At 60.3% G+C, this 17,615-nt stretch carries 25 protein-coding genes; 4 read left to right on the forward strand and 21 right to left on the reverse strand.

The features are described 5' to 3' along the window. Window positions 1-25: 25 nt before the first annotated feature. The 8 genes from yidD to LU688_RS16270 all read right to left on the reverse strand — a co-directional run bounded on the left by yidD (window position 26) and on the right by LU688_RS16270 (window position 7,322). Window positions 26-232, reverse strand: coding sequence for a membrane protein insertion efficiency factor YidD (yidD, locus tag LU688_RS16235; protein ID WP_177486040.1), 207 nt, complete (start codon window positions 230-232; stop codon window positions 26-28). Beyond that, complete coding sequence (locus LU688_RS16240) at window positions 229-471, reverse strand: DUF4177 domain-containing protein (RefSeq protein ID WP_082120379.1); 243 nt, start codon at window positions 469-471, stop codon at window positions 229-231. Before LU688_RS16240 ends, yidD begins: the two co-directional genes overlap by 4 nt. A 62-nt stretch (window positions 472-533) precedes the next feature. Then, entirely contained in the window at window positions 534-1,118 is a 585-nt protein-coding gene (locus LU688_RS16245) for a tail assembly protein (protein ID WP_160290728.1), read from the reverse strand. Continuing rightward, window positions 1,115-1,870, reverse strand: coding sequence for a C40 family peptidase (locus LU688_RS16250; protein ID WP_160290729.1), 756 nt, complete (start codon window positions 1,868-1,870; stop codon window positions 1,115-1,117). Before LU688_RS16250 ends, LU688_RS16245 begins: the two co-directional genes overlap by 4 nt. Before the next feature lie 2 nt (window positions 1,871-1,872). After that, complete coding sequence (locus tag LU688_RS16255) at window positions 1,873-2,622, reverse strand: phage minor tail protein L (protein ID WP_160290730.1); 750 nt, start codon at window positions 2,620-2,622, stop codon at window positions 1,873-1,875. 9 nt (window positions 2,623-2,631) lie between these two features. Then, window positions 2,632-2,970 (reverse strand): phage tail protein, encoded by a 339-nt coding sequence (locus tag LU688_RS16260; protein ID WP_160290731.1) that lies wholly within the window; start codon window positions 2,968-2,970, stop codon window positions 2,632-2,634. Then, window positions 2,970-6,380: a phage tail tape measure protein gene (locus tag LU688_RS16265; protein WP_232888195.1), complete on the reverse strand. Its 3,411-nt coding sequence runs from the start codon at window positions 6,378-6,380 to the stop codon at window positions 2,970-2,972. Before LU688_RS16265 ends, LU688_RS16260 begins: the two co-directional genes overlap by 1 nt. Before the next feature lie 57 nt (window positions 6,381-6,437). After that, a complete protein-coding gene (locus tag LU688_RS16270) occupies window positions 6,438-7,322 on the reverse strand; it encodes a hypothetical protein (protein WP_160290733.1) in 885 nt (294 codons plus the stop codon). A gap of 135 nt (window positions 7,323-7,457) precedes the next feature. Here LU688_RS16270 and LU688_RS16275 point away from each other — a divergent pair, with 135 nt between their 5' ends. Both LU688_RS16275 and LU688_RS16280 read left to right on the forward strand, forming a co-directional pair. After that, complete coding sequence (locus LU688_RS16275; RefSeq protein ID WP_160290734.1) at window positions 7,458-7,652, forward strand: hypothetical protein; 195 nt, start codon at window positions 7,458-7,460, stop codon at window positions 7,650-7,652. A gap of 131 nt (window positions 7,653-7,783) precedes the next feature. Then, window positions 7,784-8,014 carry a hypothetical protein gene (locus tag LU688_RS16280; protein ID WP_160290735.1) on the forward strand — a complete coding sequence of 77 codons (231 nt, stop codon included), beginning with the start codon at window positions 7,784-7,786 and terminating at the stop codon, window positions 8,012-8,014. Between the two features lie 216 nt (window positions 8,015-8,230). Here LU688_RS16280 and LU688_RS16285 read toward each other — a convergent pair whose 3' ends face one another. Then, the gene (locus tag LU688_RS16285; RefSeq protein WP_023628576.1) at window positions 8,231-8,515 is read right to left on the reverse strand and encodes a DUF6555 family protein; all 285 of its coding nucleotides are present in this window, start codon (window positions 8,513-8,515) and stop codon (window positions 8,231-8,233) included. 171 nt (window positions 8,516-8,686) lie between these two features. Here LU688_RS16285 and LU688_RS16290 point away from each other — a divergent pair, with 171 nt between their 5' ends. Beyond that, a complete protein-coding gene (locus LU688_RS16290) occupies window positions 8,687-9,241 on the forward strand; it encodes an AAA family ATPase (RefSeq protein WP_160290736.1) in 555 nt (184 codons plus the stop codon). Between the two features lie 56 nt (window positions 9,242-9,297). On the opposite strand, the gene LU688_RS16295 is transcribed toward LU688_RS16290, so the two are convergent. After that, entirely contained in the window at window positions 9,298-9,591 is a 294-nt protein-coding gene (locus LU688_RS16295) for a hypothetical protein (RefSeq protein WP_160290737.1), read from the reverse strand. A 653-nt stretch (window positions 9,592-10,244) separates the two neighbouring features. Here LU688_RS16295 and LU688_RS16300 point away from each other — a divergent pair. Next, the gene (locus tag LU688_RS16300) at window positions 10,245-10,562 is read left to right on the forward strand and encodes a hypothetical protein (protein WP_023628579.1); all 318 of its coding nucleotides are present in this window, start codon (window positions 10,245-10,247) and stop codon (window positions 10,560-10,562) included. Between the two features lie 971 nt (window positions 10,563-11,533). Here the strand turns inward: LU688_RS16300 and LU688_RS16305 are convergent. The 11 genes from LU688_RS16305 to LU688_RS16355 all read right to left on the reverse strand — a co-directional run bounded on the left by LU688_RS16305 (window position 11,534) and on the right by LU688_RS16355 (window position 17,592). Beyond that, a complete protein-coding gene (locus tag LU688_RS16305) occupies window positions 11,534-11,851 on the reverse strand; it encodes a DUF1799 domain-containing protein (RefSeq protein WP_414057760.1) in 318 nt (105 codons plus the stop codon). Beyond that, window positions 11,848-12,231 carry a phage tail assembly chaperone gene (locus LU688_RS16310; RefSeq protein WP_160290738.1) on the reverse strand — a complete coding sequence of 128 codons (384 nt, stop codon included), beginning with the start codon at window positions 12,229-12,231 and terminating at the stop codon, window positions 11,848-11,850. The genes LU688_RS16305 and LU688_RS16310 overlap by 4 nt, the downstream gene beginning before the upstream one ends. A gap of 9 nt (window positions 12,232-12,240) precedes the next feature. Further along, window positions 12,241-12,894 carry a phage tail protein gene (locus tag LU688_RS16315; RefSeq protein WP_160290739.1) on the reverse strand — a complete coding sequence of 218 codons (654 nt, stop codon included), beginning with the start codon at window positions 12,892-12,894 and terminating at the stop codon, window positions 12,241-12,243. A gap of 36 nt (window positions 12,895-12,930) precedes the next feature. Beyond that, window positions 12,931-13,359 (reverse strand): phage tail terminator-like protein, encoded by a 429-nt coding sequence (locus LU688_RS16320; RefSeq protein ID WP_160290740.1) that lies wholly within the window; start codon window positions 13,357-13,359, stop codon window positions 12,931-12,933. Then, window positions 13,356-14,030: a hypothetical protein gene (locus tag LU688_RS16325; RefSeq protein WP_160290741.1), complete on the reverse strand. Its 675-nt coding sequence runs from the start codon at window positions 14,028-14,030 to the stop codon at window positions 13,356-13,358. Before LU688_RS16325 ends, LU688_RS16320 begins: the two co-directional genes overlap by 4 nt. A 1-nt stretch (window position 14,031) precedes the next feature. Beyond that, on the reverse strand, window positions 14,032-14,424 hold the full coding sequence (locus LU688_RS16330; RefSeq protein WP_160290742.1) for a hypothetical protein: 393 nt from the start codon (window positions 14,422-14,424) through the stop codon (window positions 14,032-14,034). Between the two features lie 3 nt (window positions 14,425-14,427). Next, entirely contained in the window at window positions 14,428-14,805 is a 378-nt protein-coding gene (locus tag LU688_RS16335) for a hypothetical protein (protein ID WP_160290743.1), read from the reverse strand. Window positions 14,806-14,808: 3 nt separating this feature from the next. After that, entirely contained in the window at window positions 14,809-15,246 is a 438-nt protein-coding gene (locus tag LU688_RS16340; protein ID WP_232888194.1) for a HeH/LEM domain-containing protein, read from the reverse strand. Window positions 15,247-15,293: 47 nt separating this feature from the next. Next, window positions 15,294-16,271, reverse strand: a complete 978-nt coding sequence (locus tag LU688_RS16345; RefSeq protein ID WP_160290745.1) for a major capsid protein — start codon at window positions 16,269-16,271, stop codon at window positions 15,294-15,296. Between the two features lie 3 nt (window positions 16,272-16,274). Continuing rightward, window positions 16,275-17,048, reverse strand: coding sequence for a hypothetical protein (locus LU688_RS16350; protein ID WP_023628591.1), 774 nt, complete (start codon window positions 17,046-17,048; stop codon window positions 16,275-16,277). Window positions 17,049-17,127: 79 nt separating this feature from the next. Beyond that, the gene (locus LU688_RS16355; RefSeq protein WP_160290746.1) at window positions 17,128-17,592 is read right to left on the reverse strand and encodes a DUF6998 domain-containing protein; all 465 of its coding nucleotides are present in this window, start codon (window positions 17,590-17,592) and stop codon (window positions 17,128-17,130) included. Between the last annotated feature and the right edge of the window lie 23 nt (window positions 17,593-17,615).

Genomic DNA, 17,615 nt, shown 5'->3' on the forward strand with positions numbered 1-17,615 from the left:
AAAAAACCCGCCGCAGCGGGTTTAGTTATGGGTAATCTTCTCCTCCATTCGGAGGCTTGCAGCGATAGATTCGCGCCACGGCTAGCTTCCAACCTCGGAGAGCACCGTACCTTTCAATAGCTAGCAATGCATAGCTCGAACACGAAGGAGTGTAGCGGCAAGCTGATCTGATCCTGTCAGGAGCACACCGCTGATAAAGTTTGATCAATAGGATTGAAAGCCTTGAGATCATGCCGGACGACGGAAAGAGATCACGTAGTAATTAGACATTTCAGTTTGCTTTCCAAACAAGGCGGCAAAGCAACCTGGCTTTACAGCAACTCCGATAGTGTCCACGCGATAAAACTCCCATCCGTCTTCGGCGTTTGCATTGACCACGGACTGCAAATATGCGGCAGCCTCATTCCCCTTATGCTGTTTTGCTTGAACTTCAACATTTGGAGGAACTTGGACCATTTTGTAAACGTACACTGTGGCATCCTTTTGAGTGCGATAGAGGCCTTATGCTATCAGTGCCATACGCCCATCGCTAGCTACGCCTTGTCTTCGGCGTAGACCGATGCGGAGATGATCGCCCCACCCCAGCGGCGCTCGCCGATGCAGATCGGTACCGGGTTTCCGCTGGCGGTGGTGTTATTCGCGCTGCCGAAGGCGTAGGACGGCCTGTTCTCCGGCGCCGCGCTCTGCGACAGCCCCTTGGCTTGCGGGCTGAGCATCTGGATGACGCCACCAAGCGCCATGGCCGCACCGATCTGCATCGCCCACGCCTGGCCGGTGACAGCGCCGGCAACCACCATGACCACGCCGACGATTGTCTGCAGCAGCCCCCCGCGCTTGCTTCCACCGATCACCGGCACGATCCGCAGTTCGCGGACGCCGCCGCGCTCGAAGTCCTCGAGGCCGACGTTCTGCCGGTTCCGGAACACGGCGAAGCGCAGGCCCATACCGTCGAGGCGTCGTACCTCATCCTCGAACCCGGCCAGCGTGGCTTTCAGGGCCTTGAACACCTCCCAGGTGTCACCGCTATCGAGCTGCCGGCGGTGGGTGCGCCCGAACTTCTGGGCCAGCGATCCAGACAGCTTGATGGTCGTCATGGGCTTGTAGGCGATTGCGCTCATCGAGCCTCCTTGTGCCGCAGGATCAGGCGGGCACGGTCATGCCAGGGACCGCCGTAGATGATCACCTCTGACGGCCTGCCGTACAGGTGGTGCAGGAGGAATGGGCCGGGACCGTACAGATCGGCTTTCTCGCCGGGCAGCTTGGGATCGCCGCCGAGGTAGATGCCGGCATGGTTCGGGTGCACCGTCCGGCCAACGGCCATGACGATCATGTCGCCGCGTTCGGGCCGGTCTACCTGGTAAAAACCAGCAGCCTCGTAGGCCTGCTCGTACAGGCTCGGGCCGGCGGCCTGCTCCCACCAACCGTCTTCACGGACGTATGCCGGGAAGCCCAAGCCCCACTCGCGCTGGTACCAGTCGGCGCATACCTGCCAGCAGTCCCAGGCGCCGTGCACGAAGGGCCGGCCCAGCAGCGGCGTATCGCCGGTGGGAGTTATCGTCCGCAGGTCGCCCTCCGGCCACGAAAGTATGTGCCATGGCAGTCCCGTGGCCTCGCACATGGCCAGGTCTCGCGGCGACGGGCGGCTGGTGGCGTCGGGATGCGAGTGCACGATGCCGATCACCTGGCCCTTGTCTTCGGCTTCGGCGTACTGCTCCGGCGCGATGCGGAACTCTTCGGTCGGCTCGGTGGCCACGTTGATGCAGGGGAAGTACACCTGCTTGCGGCCCACGGCCAAGAGCAGTCCGCAACACTCGCGCGGATACTCCGCCGCGGCGTGCTGCTGCACGGCGGCGAGGATATGTTTCAGCATGATCAGCTCCTGGCGATCAGGGAGACGGCTGGGAAACCGCCGAAAGGCAGCTGGTTGCCCTGGCCAAAGCGCGCAACACACCCGGTATCCAGGCAGCCGTTGCACTGGTCCTTAGCGGGGTCGTCAGTGGGGTTTCCGTCGAAATCGAAGTACGGACCGGTGTAGCCGCAGTTCGGCCCGCGGTATCCGTTGGTCATGGACCAGTGGCAGAGCTGGGTCATCTGGCGGCCGATGCTCTCGCCGCCGACGTCGCCCGGGCTGGCCAGCTCCCACGACACCGTAGCGCCGTTCTCCGACACCTTCTGGTCGATGTACCAGACCTCCGTGCTCTCCTGGGTCGGGTCAGCCTCCGGGTTGCCAGCGGGGAAGTTCACCGGGTCCAGGTACCGTTTTAGGGTCTGTCGAATCGTCAGCTTGAACTCGAGCAGGTTGTCGAAGGCCAGGCACAGCGCTGTGATCCGGCCATTGACGTTGCCGACCGAAATCGTCGGCCGCACCGCGGTACCGTCCGAATTAGCCTCGATACCCTCGATCTGCATCGGCCAGGCGTCGTACTCGTTGCCCTGCCACCAGATCGACTTGGCCGGCAGCTGGTCGGCATCCGCGCCGGCCGCCGCCAGTTCTGCGGGCGAGTGCGGGATCGCGTGCCCATGGAAGCGAAGTATGTCGGCGCCCCAATCCGAGCCGTCGAGCTCGAACAGCAGCACCTCGCTGCCCGGCTGGAGCAGCTGGATGTCTTTGATCAGGGTCATGGTGATTCCTTACGGGTGGAAGGCCCGCTGGAAGGTGGCGGTGACCTTGAACTGATCGCCGCCCATCGGGGTCGGCTTCGGGTCGACGCAGGTGAACAGGCCCAGCTCGCCGAGAGGTGTGCTCCAGAGAAACGCCTTCGCGCCGGCGTGCCGGTCGAAGAAAGCCATGACCTCCAGCACCCGTGACTTTCTACCGGTGATGGTCACCGGGTAGCTGTCTTCCTTATTGTTCGGGCCGTCGCCAACGACCTGGCGGTATCCACCGCCGAAGCGAGACTCCCGCACCCGGTATTGGATGTCGGGGGTCTCGCCGCGCTCAGTAGCCCAGCGGAAGGTTTCAATGGCCATCAGGTTCTCCGCGTAGCGTTTCGGTGGCTGATTCCGCCTGGCCGCCAGGACTCTGCGACGGCTTTCTGGGCGGCGATTTCCATCTGCTTCTGCATGTTCTGCTGTAGCAGGCCCTGGTCCAGCTCCATCCCCTCGCCGCTCCTATCGGGGACGCTGATGTTCACTGGTGCGCTGACTGAGATGGACGTGGAGCCACCAGCGCCAGATCCGCCTACAGCGCGAACCCCTAAGTTTCCATCAGGCGCCCGGGACAGCGGCATGATCGCCTCCGGGCCCGCCTCACCAAACACGCCTGCCCCCTTCGCGAATGCGAAGAACTGAGGCGTGCTGTGCACCTGGTTGCTGAAGTGGGAAAGGCTCGGCGAGTCGTACACTCCGCCCTTGGCATTGGGCACAAAAGAGCCCTCGCTGAACCCCGTCATGGTTCCCTCGCCCACCCCCCCCGAAGCGCCACCGCCGATGAACCCGCCGATGGCCGATCCGAAAAGGCTACCGGCGATGCCGGTGATCGCCTGCCTCGTCGCAATCCTGGCCATGTCCGCCAGGACGGACTTGGTGAAGTCGGAAAACGACAGCTTGCCGGTGATGGCGAAGTTGGCGATCGCGTCCTCCATGCTGGAGAAAGCGTTGCTGAACAGCGTGCGGGTTTGGCCGGCGACATCTCGGGCCTGTTCCAGGTAACTGCTGAACGCAGACGATGCCCCGTTGCGCCAGTCACCCTGCGCCGCCGTCATGGCATCGTAGTTGGCGACGGTAGTTTCCTGTAGGTCCCGCTCAGTCTTCTTCAGGGCTCCCAACTTCTGGTTGTACTCGTCGAGGCTCATGCCACGTGAGCCGTCGCCGTACTGGTTGGCCAGGTCAAGACGCTGCTGGTTCATGCGGTCGGTTATGCCGTTCTGCTGGTCCTGCAAGGCGCGCTGACGGTCGCCAAGGCCCAGGCCATCGGCAGCTCGCTGCCCCTGAAGCCTCAGGGCCTTGACCTGCTGATCAAGGGCATCAGTGTAGGTCTGCACCGCCCTCGCCTGCTTGGCCAGGCGGCCCTGCTCATTGGTCGCGAGCACGGCTAATTCAGAATCCGCATCCTTCTGCGCCTTGACCATAGCGGCCCGGGCATCGGCGATCTTCTGGTCAAGTTGAATGCGCTGCTGGGCGTTGGTGCTGCTCCGGCCTTTTGCGTCCTCCAGGGCCTTAATTTCGGCCTCGTAGGCGTTGGTGACCTCAGCCTTCTGCTGCTCTATGATCGCGGCGCGCTGGGAGGCGTACGACTCCTGGGTGATGATCCCGGCCTTCTGCGCCGCATCCAGCTCCTTCTGGTGGTTCTTGTACTCAGCCAGGATGGCGCTCAGCGCGTTTTTCTGGTCGTTGAACCCGGAAAGGTCGACCGATGCTGTTCGGCCGGCAGGATCCTTGAACTGCTTGGCAATATCGCCCTTAACCCTGGCGATGTTCTCCGGTTTCAGGCGATCGTCGTTCGGGTTCGCCTCGCGAATTGCATCCAGGGACTTTTGGTACTCCTTGAGCGCATCAGCCCGCTTTTCGGCGTTTGTCCTGGCGGACTTCTCCAATGCATCGATCTTGTCCATGGCAAGCGTTGCCGCTTTCTGCTGCCTGACGTCCAGCTCCCTGGCCTTCGCTATGGACTCCAGGGTGTCACGCTGCTGAATCAGCCCTTTCAGCTCGAGGCTCGCATCGGTCAGCTTCTTTTGCGCTGCCGTGTCGTCCGGGTCACCATTTACAGCACTCTGCGCCGCAGCGACACGCTGACGAGTCTCGACGATACGGCTTGCGAGGTCCTGGTCACGGCCAATGTTCTTGACCGAGTCCACGGTGGCAGCGACCTCCCCGCGCAGCGCCTTCCATCCTCGCTCCCATATGGAAAGATTCTCTGTGACCTCTTTGCTGCGGTTCTTGATGGTGTCGACGTAGGTGTCGGTTAGTAGCTTGGCCGCCCCGATGGTGTCGCCTTGCTCTTTCAATGCGAGGATCTGCGAGTAGGTCGACGCAGTCAGGAAGCTGTATTGGTCGTTTAGATCCTTCGCGGCGGCCACTGGGTCCTTGCCGATTTTGACGAACTCAGCGACGGTTTCCTCGACCGCCCGCCCAGTCGCAGAACGCCACTCGAGAGCGGCCTCTGTGATCCCGACGAAGCTATCGGAGGCGACTTTGCCGCTGTCTGCCAGCTTGGTGAGCACTTCGGATGCCGCGCCGGTGGTGCCGATAGTGGCCGAAACCTCGCGCGCCATGCCAGATAGCCGGTCGGAGGTTGTGCCAGCAGCATTACCGGTCGTGATCAGCGCTTTCTGGAACCTGACAGCCTCCTCGCTCCCCGAGTAATAAGCGTATCCCAGTACACCAGCCGCGGTTGCTGCCACGGTGAACGGATTCACCAAACCCAAGACATAACCGCCGAGGGCTTTAACGGCAGGGCCAATGCCGCCAAACATGTCCTTGAGCTGCCCGCCCTGTTGCAGCAGCACTTGGAGCGGTGCCTGGCCGCCCTGCAGAGACACCACGATATCGGTGAACTGCGCTGGCACGCCGCGTAGTGCAGCTGCAGTGGCCTTGGCCGACATGCCGGTCTTATTCAGCGCAGCATCGGCTCCGCCCAGTGCAGTGCGTGCCTGATCGATCTTCGCCTGGTACTCGCCGAAAGTCTCCGCGTCGAGCGCACCGCTGGCGCGGAAGCCCTTCAGCTTCTGCTCTATCTGGTCAAGCCGGCCCATGGCAGCCACGGTCGGGTCGATCTTGCCCAGCAAATCCTCGAGCGCCTGGCCTTCCTCACGCTGAGCTCCAGCCGTTCTCTTGGCTGCCTGGGCCAGACGCTCCTCGGTCGCCAGAAGCGCCTGGGCACGACCGTTGATGGCGGCCTGGCGGCTGGCCTTGTCCGATAGAACGGCGTTCGCCTGGGCGGTGACCTCGGCCGTCTGTTCGGTCGCACGGTTCAGCGACTCGACGTACTGGCTGGCCTCCAGCGAGGCCTTTGCAACTTCCAGAATCCTGGCTTGTTGCTCGTCGGCGGTTTCGGCGGCGCGCCGACCGGCCTGGGCGCCAGCATCCGTGGCGCTCGTGAGCGCCTCCTGCACCTTTCCCGCCTGCGCAGCCTCGGTCCGGAACGCCCCCATGTTCGCAGCAGCACTGCTGAACGCCGTGGAGGCGGTGGTGACAGCGCGACCCACTGTAGCCATCTGCTGCGCCAGCTCGGTTTGCTTGGCATTGAGAGCCTGTAGCTCCTGAACGATCTGCCGGGTGTCACCCTGCAGACTGCCGAGCGCTGCCTCCCAGGCGCGCCCAGTTCGTCCAGCCGACTCCTCGCTGCGCTTGCCGGCGTCCGTTAGCTGATCGAGGTTGTCTTTCGCCTCCACGGCATCGCCGGAGTCGATCTGTAGGCCAAGGGAGGCGATGGTGGTCATGTTTTTCTCCGGGCAACAAAAAACCGCCCTTGGGCGGTTTTATGAGGCCTACGATAGTTATTTGGAGTCTGGCACCAGCAGATCCCATGATTCATCGGTAATCAAGAATGGTGCTTTATAGTCGCCTTTTTTGAGCGCCATATATGCTGCAGATCTGATGTTTCTACTGATTCGCAGATCCTTATCATCAGGCCACCGAGGGTAGACGCCATCTGGATCTGGCTTGCCAAATGCTTTCACTACGAGGCTGTAGCCGGCCTGGTAAGCAGCTTGGTTCCCAGGGGTAATAATCGCCTGATAAAAGACCCCCTTGTAGAAGCACATCGAGACCTTTTCGACCTTCGTCCCCTTGAATACGTCCTGGGTATTCTCTCCCCAGAAACACTCTGTATCACCTTTGACCTTGCTTCCATCAAGGGCTGGTCTTTCTGCTTGATACCTGGACCCGAGCTTAAATCCTAGGATTTCAATCTCAGGATGCTGCTCGTACTTTATCGGCAGACTATCTAAGGCAAATCTGTATTGGTATGGGTAACCATCAACATGCATTTCTACGAATAGCTTGTCCCCATGGTACAGCGCGCCGAAAAATGCCCCCATTTCTGTGGGTATAAACTGTTTACCATCTTCCGTTGAGAATAGGACTTTCTTTACTGCCCCATCGCCAAATCTAACTTCAAGCTCGCAGGTAGTTTCACCCCGCTCTGGACATCCGTCGACCCTAGACCCTGAAAGGTCAAGCATTGCAGAGGGAGCGCCATCCCCCTTATCAAAAACTCTAACCGTCAGCTTCGTCCCAGAACCATTTATAGGACTGGACTCTTGTGTGTACATTTGGGTGCTAGACGAGCGCATCTCATCCTTAATTTCGCTGCTTACCCATCCTGCTTGGCAAATAGTTGGCAGTATCGACAACGCCAAAATCGAAGCGCGCACCAGCATTCCTTACCCTCCTTGTTGATGAGGGCAATCTACCACAGCCCGGAAGCCGCCGCCGCTCGCCGGCAAGCGCCATCCGCCCCGCGCGCATTTGGTCTACCCTTACCCTCCCCAACCACTCACATGAAGGGTGCGAAGATGCCCGAAGATGAGAAGCGGAGATTTGCCGAGGCGCTGGAGCACTGGGCGGAAGCAGTGGATGCGATCCGCGCCAGGGATCGGGCTGAGGCCATTGCCAAGATCGAAGAGCTACGAAGCATGCATCTGATGCGAGCTTTCCACACCAGCCCGCTATGGGAGCACTATGCGTGGAAGCGCCGGGGCCAGGGGTGACCACAAACACGGACCGAAGCCAAGCGCCAGCCGTCGGGCATTTGTTTTCCCTTCCGCACCACCTGCAGGGCGTATAGTCCCCAGAGATATGGGGCGCAGTAACGTGCTTCAGAAAGGAAGGAGTACGAAGCATGAGCGCCGAGTCCAAGCGTATCACCGCCTTAGAACAAGCGTTGTATGCAGCGCTGTCAGCGTCTGAACAATACGGAATCACCGCAGACGATATGCGCCTGAAGGCAATTGCAGGTCTGTCACTTAGTCCAAACTGGGGATGGGTAGCTGACGAATCTACGGCTGATGCCGAGGCAGAATTAACCGGCGCAGTCAGAGTGGTACGTGAAAAAAACAACGGCCCAAATTAAAAGCTCTGTACATGGCAATGCATCGCTGATGACCCAAACAATAAAGCGGACTGTCAAGCTTTGCCTAAGCGGCAATTTCGCGAATGCGCGATAATGCTTCTGTGGCAGGTCGGATAACGGCCAAATAGCCACAGCGGCGGACGGTAAACGACGACTGTCTCTACCCAAAGGTGACTTCCAGGGCGCCGAAACGCCCCGGCGCCGTCAGCCCGAACTTTAATCAGCGCTGCTGAATTTTTTCGTATCGATAGCGGGTGCGACAAACTCCGGGCCATCACCAGCTGCCCGCCACCGCACATTAGTAATTCCGTAACGCTCAGCCATAGGACGGCTGACCTTCTTGATCTTGTGCTGACCAAAGCGCGGGATTATACCCACTCCAGCATCACAGCTCGCCCAGTGCCACGCCTCAACATTGTCCATCCGTTCAAGTCGGATTATGAAGGTGCGGTACTCACCGCGGATTTCATACTCGATCACATACAACTGCTGCCCTGCCATCAAGCCATCTCCTTTCTCAGTCCACGGCTGATGGAGTACAAATTGAACCAAAAAATTCATTCGGAATTGGTGATCCCTGGGGGGTGAAACAGCGGCACCGATTAGCTATACGCTGGCGTGCTAAACCGTGATCTGTCACAGCAATCATTCGTAGAGGATGGGCACATCATAATGAGCAATTTTGTCATCATTTCCGGCTGCTCAGGCGGAGGCAAATCCACGCTTCTCTCCGAGCTTCAGCGACGCGGATACGCCGTGATCGAAGAGCCGGGGCGGCGCGTCGTGCAAGAGCAAATACATACTGGGGGACAAGCGTTGCCATGGCTCGACATGGAGGCCTTCTTGCGGCGCGCAATCAATGTAGCTCTGGATGACTATGCCAATGCACCAGCCTGCGGTTCTCACTGGGTGTTCTTCGATCGGGGTCTAGTTGATGCAGCTGCGGCCCTTCAAGCGCTGACCGATGAGCCCATACTCGACAAACTACGTCAGCAGAATCGCTACCATTCACACGTTTTCCTAACGCCCCCATGGCCTGAAATCTACGTGCAGGACGATGAGCGTCGCCACGACATGACTGCCGCTCTGCGTGAATATGAACGGCTCCAGACAACTTATCCTTCTCTAGGCTATTCGGTATCGCTGGTGCCCAAAGTTTGCGTGGCCGAGCGTGCTGACTTCGTGTTGGCCTCTTTAGGGCTCACTGACCAGCCGGCTGGCTACTGACCTTCGGACGTGAAAAGCCCAGCGCATGGCTGGGCTTAATTTCTTGCCCTCGGCTGTCAAACACAGGCCGCGACTTTCTTAGTCGGACCTTCAACGGCGATCTGCCTGGCACGACCTACGCCCCAGGCAAGAGCTCGAGTCATGGTCTCACCAGGTCGAGAATCAAAGGCTTCCTCGTGCACCGCTTGCCCGGTGGGGCCATAAACTCCGAAAAACAACTGTGTGCTACCCGTTTGCGACAGCCGTACCTCAACTTCTATTGAGGTTCCATCGTCGAGCATTTCATCGTGATCCCGGTGGTGCAAGGTGGGATCAGCCCATTTCCAAAACACGTCCCCACGTATCTTCATGCCGTCCTCCTTTGATTTTGGTCTATGCGTGAGTGCTCTCCCACCATAGCGGTGTGAGGTACGTACACAAGACTTTGGCGCCAAAAAAGCTCAGCAACCCGACAGTCGGAACGGCTTCCTCTAGTGCTGCTCATGCTTCCACTGGAGGCCGCTAATACAAGCGAAGCGGATTGTTCCTGTCCGCCGTCCGCTCTGCAAAGGACGCCTAGTCGGGATCTTTAGCGCCTTTCTGGTGGTTTTTGCATTGTTGCTCTGGATAAGGTTCCCGCCCACATGGTTTTGGTGTTCACGACTGATCGCCAAGGTCTTTCAGTGAAGGTCGGGGCGAGAAGTTGGTCAATTGACCAAGTTGGTGGCACAATGTCGCGGAGCACGTCTACTTCGCGTGCTTCGCGTCACTTTGAAGAAGCGCTAGTTGCCTCCCGTAATGGTCGTAATGGCGCGCCTCCCTGCTCCTCTTAGGGCGTCTACTGATCGTCCTTGCGTTCCCGCTAACGGTAGTTCGTGTGACTGCTGTGATGCTCCGTCGTCGCGGTTAAGAAACCGCAAAATCGCTTCGACTAAGGGGCTGCGGAATCTGGGGGTTGCTTTCTGAAACTAGATGGTGCTTTCGAATAAAACATGCACAGTGTTAACTGATGAGGAGTCGAATTTTGACCATCCAACCCGTAAACGTACAAGCCAGCTACACACCTGCCATCACCTTGACCGCTTGCTCGGGGCCTTTCGGTATCTTTTGGGAGGTCAAGGGACCTAGCCATCAAGGCCATATCGTGATCGAGACGTGGGCTCATGATGATGAGATGCCACCTCGCGGCAATGCACTGGCTCACCTCAACCGTTTCATGAATCTGCATCGGGAGGACTTTGGGCACGGGGAGGCTTGGGCAATGGTCCCCTTCGACTATCAAGACAACGCTTTCGTAGCCGTGAGAACGGATGATGATCTTGGGCCAATACTCGGGCTGTGATAACCAGCGGTGGTACGGACCATCATCTTTGATGGCTGCCAGCCCACTGCGCAGCGCTTGAGCAATAGGGTTGCTGAGCTTATTGGCTTCATAGCGAAATGTCCGGCAGATGGACGGCAGGACCTCTTCTGTGACCTGTCGGAAGAGACAGCGTGACGGAGCGTAGCCGGTGCACTTGCAACTCAGTGAACAGCCACGAGTTGAATTCTAGAGTGAGCCCTCTCCTTAAACGATATCCAAGAAACGCTTCACAAATTTCATGGTCCTCCGAAGCACCCACACTCAGTGAGGTCTGAGGATCTTCCAGGCCAGCGGCCTTAGCGGCCTTAGCTACAGGACCACCAAGAGCAGCTTCATGCTCAGCGTGCCTAGCCAGAACATCTAGCTCGGCGCCCATGAACTCGTTCTTTTCAAACTTCATTTCAGCGGTAAATGGATCGCCCTACGAACACAAGGCAATTATGACAATTATCACCAGCACCTCTGACCTTGCCCGAGCGATCCCGGGAAGGCGACACAATGAGCTGCGTTCTACCTTCGTTAAGGTGTTTTCCGACTTGGTCGCTAAGGGCGTTTTGAGGATAGACCGCAACGGACCTGACGCCTTGGCTAACTGGCATAGCATCATTCCCCCAGGCGAAGTGTTGGCACAGGAGACTGCCTACCGTGACGGCAAGGGTCGCCCAGGGGTTCACATTGAACTGACGTACTTGGCATGTCTGATCCTACTGGCCCGCTCACAGTCCCCAACGGATAGCGAAGCGTTGGCTGAGGCGGTTTCCCAAGCGAAGGAGGCCGCGATATAGCTACACGAGAGCTCCAGACCTGGGAGTCGCCGCTGAGCGGGACGCGATCAACCTCCTTGTCGGCCACCCATGATGGGGATTATCGCCTCACCGCCATACCCACCTTGCACCCAAGTGGCGCTGCTTCACACTGTTTTCATGCGGACGAACGTGGCAGCCTTTGCCCTAATCCGCCGCTTCAGCCATCACGGCCAGTGCTTCGTGTTCCATGATGCGGAGATCGGGAAAAATGTCAGTGAGTTCCCGGCGCTTGATTCCAAGCATCGACGCGACCGCGGGGATGGCTGTGTAGTCCAGACCCGAAGGCCCGCCCTGCCCCAGGCGCCACTGTGTGCCCAGTGCCTCGAATACTCGGATGGCCGGCCAGGCATCTGGCCAAACCTCCAACTCTTCCTCGGGGAGGTCAGCCAGGGTCAGGCCAATGGCCGCCAGCTGCTCGGCGGACGGGCCGCGCTCATACAGCGCCCGAGCCGCCGCCCTCAGTTTCCCAAGCGGGCCGGGTTGTAGGCCGCCTGGTAGGCATCGGTCACTGCCTTAGGCGCGCCGGTGCAGGTGCGCACCAGTTCGACGATCGCCTCCTGGCTGAACTCGTCCTCCAGATCCCAGCCGGTGATGATCTCGCCCAGCTGCTCGGCCTGCAGGGTGATTTCACCAGCGGTGACTTCCTCCCAGCTCGCACCATCCTTCTGGGCCTTTTCTGCCCAGGTGTCGCGCGCTTTGTTCCAGCGGTCGAACATGCCGGCGAGTGTCACACGGTCCATGTACCGGAACTGGAACTCAACCGGCACCGGCTCGCCGCCGATACGCGGCACCTGCACAACCGCAGTGAAAGTCGGGTTCTGCGCGATCTTGATCTTCGCCATGGGCTCTCCTTAGGCGCTGTAACGGGTCGGACGGCCAGACAGGCCGACGCTGATGGTGCGGGTCATCAGCTGGTTGCGCTCCATGGTGGGGGTGCTGGTGATGCTGACGTAGCCAGGCATCAGGATCTGACCGCCGCCCGGCAACTTGAGGCGGATCACCGTCAGTTCCTTGGAATCGTCGTAGCCCTCCACCACCGGCACGTACAGCGCGGTCGGCTGGTCCTCGACCGTCACCGACACGCTGATCGGGTTGCGGTTGGTCGGGAACTGCAGGTCATCGTCGTTCTCGAGATAGCCGACCGTGAGGAACTGCTGCTCGCCGCCGGAGACCGTGAAACCGGTCACTTTCGAGATCTGCGTCCAGCCCGACACCGGGACGACCGATCCAACGCCGGCACCTGCGGTGTACCGGTCGGTGTTGGTGGTATCTAGACCCGCCAGCGAGAACGCGTCGGTAGTGACGTTGGCGGCCTTGGCGGTGCGGTCGTTGATGAGAGCCCAGCCGGAGCTGATCAGCAGAATATCGTCGGCATCGATGCTGTGACCTGCCGCGTTCGCAACTGGCGGCTTGGCATTGGTCAGAGCAGTGAAAGGCACGGCGGTGCCCAGGGTGCTGGCAATCTCCAGCACAGAACCGTTCGGCAGCGGGATGCGTGCGGCCATGTGTATTTCCTCTTGGTAGCCCGCCGTGCGGCGGTGTTATGCCCCAGCGGGCGGTTGGTCCGCGATGCCGCGGTAGGTGAAGCTGACCGGGACTGTGTAAGTCGCCGGCTCGGGGATGGTGGGGCCCTGCTCTACCGGCTCGACGACCAAGCCTTCGAAGCCGTTGCGGCTCAGCTCGCTGTCGACACGGAAGACACTACTGAGCTCGTCAATCACGGCCTCGGCAGTCGCCAGCGCCTGTCCGGCCGGAGACACGATGCTGACCTGGTAGATCCCGGCGTACTCGTAGGCCTCACCGCCCAAGTAGCGGCAGGTGGCGCTGGCCGGGAGCAGAAAGGCGCGCAGGTAGGTTTCGTCGGGGCCTGGCTCGAAAGCCTGCTCGAAGTTCGCCACCCTTATGGGTCGGGCAGAAGCCCAGGCCGCCAGTTTGATCTCGATGGCCTGACGGGCACGTGCATGGCTCATACGCTGTTGTTCCTGATGGCTTCGTCAACGATCCGTTGGAAGTTGGCCAGGGAAACCCTGACCATGCCGGCCGGGGCCTGGGTTGAGTGGCCGTATTCCAGCGGCACCGCGTACGCCAGGTTGTTCACGATGTAGGCGGTCTGGCCGATGGTTAGCGCCTGCACCTGAGTGATGAGCGCGGTAATGGCTTCACTGCCCGATGGGTCGATACGGTCTAGCTCTTCGGTCGCAGGCGAGTCGATGGAGAACTGCCAGTTACCCCGGAACCGCCCACCGACATAGCCCTGGCCTGCTACCAGGCCATTGGTGGCGAAGTTCTGCTCGCGCTCGGTCTTGGTGAGGGGCTTGGCATACTTCACGCCTTTGCGCAGATTGCCGGCCTTGGTGAAGTTTTCCTGGTTCAAGTTGATCAGTGTGTTGCGTACCGCGACCTTGAAGTCGTAGTCATCGGCAGCCCTAGTCGCCTTTGCCCGGTGTGCAACGTTGGCCGCCCAGAGCTCGGGATTGCCTACCGGCGACATGCGGATGACGCTACTGCCGATTTCGATCACGATCTCGCGGAAGGTGGCGTCCAAGGCTTGCTCCGCCTGCTCGGCGAATGCCCGAATTGCCTCAGCGAAGACACCCTGCTGGCCACCGTATCGCTGGGCCATATGTGAGCCGCGCGCCATATCATTTCCTCAGCTGGACGGTCCAAGTCGCTTGGGCAGGGTCCTGAGACACGTTAAGTGCGCGGTAGCCGCTCACCTGGTCGCCGATCTTGGGCAGCGCTGGGACATCGGTTACAGCGCCTGCCTGGACCTCGAACAGTTCGTTCTGGAGGACCAGGAGCTTCACGTCCTCGGTCTGGATGCGCGTGCCATCGATTTCCTTGGCCAGGTAGCTGCCGAACACGCCTCGACCGGCGTAGTAAGTGGTAGAGGCCGGGACGGTGCCGCCGATCTCGGGGTCATATCCGCCCTTAACCGTGCGGCTCCCGGCTACGGGCTTCACCGCGTCGGCAAGGCCGTCTGGATCATCGAACGCTTCCGCCAGCTCGGCCTGAAGTTCTTCACGCATGCCCATGGGTCAGATCCTCTTGAGCATTATGGTGCCGGCGCGACGGGCCCATGGTGCGATGAGGTCGAGAGCGAAGTTCTCGCCGGTCGAGCGATCGACAGACCCCGCAACGTAGGTCTTGCTGGTCGAAGTACCTGACTGGGCCGACACGGTCTTGCTCTGCACCTCGCGTTGGGTGTCCTTGTAGAGCTGGCCAGCCGCAGCCAGCTTGGCCACCTGCGCGCCGGCACTCACGATGGCGTCAGGCACCGGGCTGGGCACCGGCCGCTTGATCTTGGCCGTGAGCCAGGCGTTGGCCATGGCCACAGCAAGGACCGCATCACCGGCACCAGCCCAGCCCTGGCCAAGCTTTTCGTCAACGTCAGCGACAGTGATGAAGTCGGTCATCGGCTACTCCTGCGGGATCAGGGCTTGCAGGTCGGGCTTCTTCGCGCTTGCATCGAAGTCGATGCCCTTGGCGGTGAGCCAATTCTTCAGTTCTGGCACGTTCATCTTGTGAGGGTCAGTCTCGGCGTCACCGCCGCCCTCCTCCTCGATCGCCTTGGCGATCTCCGCTTGGCTGCTAACCGAGGCGTAGCCGTTCGGCGGATAAGCCGACGCCTTGTAACCCTCTGTCACCCACTGGGCGATGGTCGGCCCGTCCAGGCGCAGACCTTCCTCGATCTCACTCACGCTGATGCCTTGGCGCTGGTAGGCCTCGCTGATGTGTGGGGCATCGCCCTGCACGGACACCGAAGTAGCGCCGTCGATCACGCCGAAGAATTGGTCCAGGCGGCGATAGCAGGTGCCGCGCTCGTTGCCCGGGGTGCTGGTGTAGATGACTTTCATGCTGATCTCCTGCGCAGGGCGCCAGACCGGCGCCCTGCATCATGGGCTCAAGGGGTGGCGGTGCCGCTAATGACCGCGGCGAACGGAACCTGCTTGCGGTCGAAAACGCGCTTCCAGTTCGCTGCTGCAGCGTACTGGGCGGCGGTCGGGCTGAGGTTGCGGTTCTCGCTGCCCTGCCAGCTAAAGCCAGCCGGCTGCAGGATGTAAGTCTTGCGCTCCCAAAGAACCTCGGCGCCACCACCGTTGCCGCCATCAGCCTTGCGCTGCATCTCGACAGGCATGTGCGGGTCGCCCTCGCCGTAGCCGAATGCCCCCTGACCGAAGAACAGCGACAGGTACTGGCCCGGCGCGTAGGTCAGGGCGTCATCCATGAACACAGGCTTGCCCAGGTAAGTCGCCAGGATGATCTTGCCTTGCGAGTCGCGCAGGTACTCGATCATGTCCTGCTTGACCATCTGGTTCATGACGACCGAGTGCACGCCGATGGCGCCGAACATGTCGGCGGCGTCACCAGCGGTAAAGGCGGCGTCTTGGAAGGCATTGGCACTGATCGAGGCGCCCGAGTCCTTGACCATGTCGCCGCCGTTCTGGGCGATGTTGGCGGCGATGATGCCGCGGCCGGCGCCCATCAGGTAGCGCTGCCACTGGCGGGTCCAGTACGTGCCGAAGCGGTTGCGGATGTGTTGCATCGGCTCGGAGTTGGCCAGCTCAGCAGTCAGGTCGGAGACGCCGTAGCCTTTGTTGAGGTACAGGGTCCGGGCACGCATGCTGCCCTGCTCGGCCTTGCCAACGGCGCCCAGGTCGTCGGGGTCATCGTTGGAGATGTTCGGCGCCTCGTCGGCGTCGAGATCCTGCCAGTAGCTGATCTCGGAGGTGCCCTGGCCGTTCTTGGCGATGTTGTCCAGGGTGGCTGAGCGGGTGATGATGCCCGACTCGTAGACGGCGGTCTTTTCTGGAGAGTTCACCGGCTCCAGAGTGCCGTAGTAGTCGGCGACAAAGATGTCCGACAGTTGGGTAGATGCCATGGGTTAGGTTCCTCGGGTGGCTTGGAGTTTCTTGAACGCTTCGGGGTTGTCACGAGCCATCGCTGCACGCTCGGTCTCGGTGTACTCGCCCCATTTCTTCGTGGCCTTGCCACCGTTGTCGCCGGTCTGCCCGGCACCCTGAGCCCTTGGCCACAGGTGGGTAGCGGTTTCGCGCAGCGATTCCGCCCATTCGAGAGGAGACAGCGGGGTCTTGCCGTCCTTCCCGTACACGACTTCGCCGGCACGGTCAGTGGCGACAGGCTCGCCGTCTTCGCTCAGTTTGAAGGTGCCGCGGGCGCGAAGAATGATGTCCTCAGCGGCCTCGGGCAGCGCACCGGCCTTGATGGCGGCAGCACGGATGGAGTCAGCCAGCACCTTGTCGCTGTACTTGGCAGCGAAGGCCTCGGCCTTCTCCGCGCGCTCGTTGGCGGCCTTGACCTGCTTATCCAGGTCGGTGCGCAGGCGCTCGGTACGTCGGGTGATGACCTCGTCCAGCTTGCCCTCGGCGATCAGCTTGGTCTCTTCGTCCTGGCCAACCTTTGCCAGCAGGCCCTTGACGGCTTCGATATCCAGGCCTTCGAATTGACCCTTCAGTCTGTCCAGCTCGGTCTTGATGGTCTTGTTGGAGCCGATCAGCTCCTGGTTCTTGGTCTTGAGGCCCGAGACCTCGCCGTCCAGGAATTTCTGCACCTCGCCGCCAAGGGCTGCCTTCAGCGCGGCGGTTTGGGTTTCGTCGAGGGTCAGGCCGTGAGCGGCCGGATCGAAGTCAAAAGGCATATGGCTATCCCCTGGGGATTGATTGGCCCGCCTGGCGGGCATAAAAAAACCCGGCGCCTGGCCGGGTTCAGAATGAGGGTTATCGCTTGGGTATTCGCTCGGAGTCGGGCACTAGCACGTTCATCCGTTTGAGCATGGACATAAGACCTCCATGCAGCCCTGTTTTGGTTGCTTTCCGACGAACCAACTGAGCTTTGATCAAATGTCCAGGTCCGTTGTAGATCTCCTCGAATGTGCCATCGCGATTCATGCGAATACCGAGGTAGTAGTCGGGGACATGATGGACCGGAAATGTGAGGCTGGTCCCGAACGTCGTTTTAATCTGGACATTGCGGCCATCCTCAGTGACTGCATCGTGATGCTTGGTCAGGCCTTCATTCAGAGTCAAACGGTAGGCCAGACTTGCTACAACCTCACCGATGTCTCCAACCAAGCGCCCATCAGGAGTGAAGGGCTTGCCCGGATAGGCCTCTTGAAGCATAGAGACGGCGGTGAACAGCCCCTTGAGGGCCTCTTCGATCTTCAATTGGATGGCTTGATCCATGTTAGCTCCTTGAGAAGAACGAA

The sequence above is a fragment of the Pseudomonas soli genome, from assembly GCF_021283165.2.
Taxonomy (GTDB): Bacteria; Pseudomonadota; Gammaproteobacteria; order Pseudomonadales; family Pseudomonadaceae; genus Aquipseudomonas; species Aquipseudomonas soli.

Excerpts from the sequence above, each read along its gene's own strand:
- yidD (WP_177486040.1), bottom strand. The coding sequence starts at position 232 with ATGATCTCAAGGCTTTCAATCCTATTGATCAAACTTTATCAGCGGTGT.
- LU688_RS16245 (WP_160290728.1), bottom strand. The coding sequence starts at position 1,118 with ATGAGCGCAATCGCCTACAAGCCCATGACGACCATCAAGCTGTCTGGA.
- LU688_RS16250 (WP_160290729.1), bottom strand. The coding sequence starts at position 1,870 with ATGCTGAAACATATCCTCGCCGCCGTGCAGCAGCACGCCGCGGCGGAG.
- LU688_RS16255 (WP_160290730.1), bottom strand. The coding sequence starts at position 2,622 with ATGACCCTGATCAAAGACATCCAGCTGCTCCAGCCGGGCAGCGAGGTG.
- LU688_RS16260 (WP_160290731.1), bottom strand. The coding sequence starts at position 2,970 with ATGGCCATTGAAACCTTCCGCTGGGCTACTGAGCGCGGCGAGACCCCC.
- LU688_RS16265 (WP_232888195.1), bottom strand. The coding sequence starts at position 6,380 with ATGACCACCATCGCCTCCCTTGGCCTACAGATCGACTCCGGCGATGCC.
- LU688_RS16270 (WP_160290733.1), bottom strand. The coding sequence starts at position 7,322 with ATGCTGGTGCGCGCTTCGATTTTGGCGTTGTCGATACTGCCAACTATT.
- LU688_RS16275 (WP_160290734.1), top strand. The coding sequence starts at position 7,458 with ATGCCCGAAGATGAGAAGCGGAGATTTGCCGAGGCGCTGGAGCACTGG.
- LU688_RS16280 (WP_160290735.1), top strand. The coding sequence starts at position 7,784 with ATGAGCGCCGAGTCCAAGCGTATCACCGCCTTAGAACAAGCGTTGTAT.
- LU688_RS16285 (WP_023628576.1), bottom strand. The coding sequence starts at position 8,515 with ATGGCAGGGCAGCAGTTGTATGTGATCGAGTATGAAATCCGCGGTGAG.
- LU688_RS16290 (WP_160290736.1), top strand. The coding sequence starts at position 8,687 with ATGAGCAATTTTGTCATCATTTCCGGCTGCTCAGGCGGAGGCAAATCC.
- LU688_RS16295 (WP_160290737.1), bottom strand. The coding sequence starts at position 9,591 with ATGAAGATACGTGGGGACGTGTTTTGGAAATGGGCTGATCCCACCTTG.
- LU688_RS16310 (WP_160290738.1), bottom strand. The coding sequence starts at position 12,231 with ATGGCGAAGATCAAGATCGCGCAGAACCCGACTTTCACTGCGGTTGTG.
- LU688_RS16315 (WP_160290739.1), bottom strand. The coding sequence starts at position 12,894 with ATGGCCGCACGCATCCCGCTGCCGAACGGTTCTGTGCTGGAGATTGCC.
- LU688_RS16320 (WP_160290740.1), bottom strand. The coding sequence starts at position 13,359 with ATGAGCCATGCACGTGCCCGTCAGGCCATCGAGATCAAACTGGCGGCC.
- LU688_RS16325 (WP_160290741.1), bottom strand. The coding sequence starts at position 14,030 with ATGGCGCGCGGCTCACATATGGCCCAGCGATACGGTGGCCAGCAGGGT.
- LU688_RS16330 (WP_160290742.1), bottom strand. The coding sequence starts at position 14,424 with ATGGGCATGCGTGAAGAACTTCAGGCCGAGCTGGCGGAAGCGTTCGAT.
- LU688_RS16335 (WP_160290743.1), bottom strand. The coding sequence starts at position 14,805 with ATGACCGACTTCATCACTGTCGCTGACGTTGACGAAAAGCTTGGCCAG.
- LU688_RS16340 (WP_232888194.1), bottom strand. The coding sequence starts at position 15,246 with ATGAAAGTCATCTACACCAGCACCCCGGGCAACGAGCGCGGCACCTGC.
- LU688_RS16345 (WP_160290745.1), bottom strand. The coding sequence starts at position 16,271 with ATGGCATCTACCCAACTGTCGGACATCTTTGTCGCCGACTACTACGGC.
- LU688_RS16350 (WP_023628591.1), bottom strand. The coding sequence starts at position 17,048 with ATGCCTTTTGACTTCGATCCGGCCGCTCACGGCCTGACCCTCGACGAA.
- LU688_RS16355 (WP_160290746.1), bottom strand. The coding sequence starts at position 17,592 with ATGGATCAAGCCATCCAATTGAAGATCGAAGAGGCCCTCAAGGGGCTG.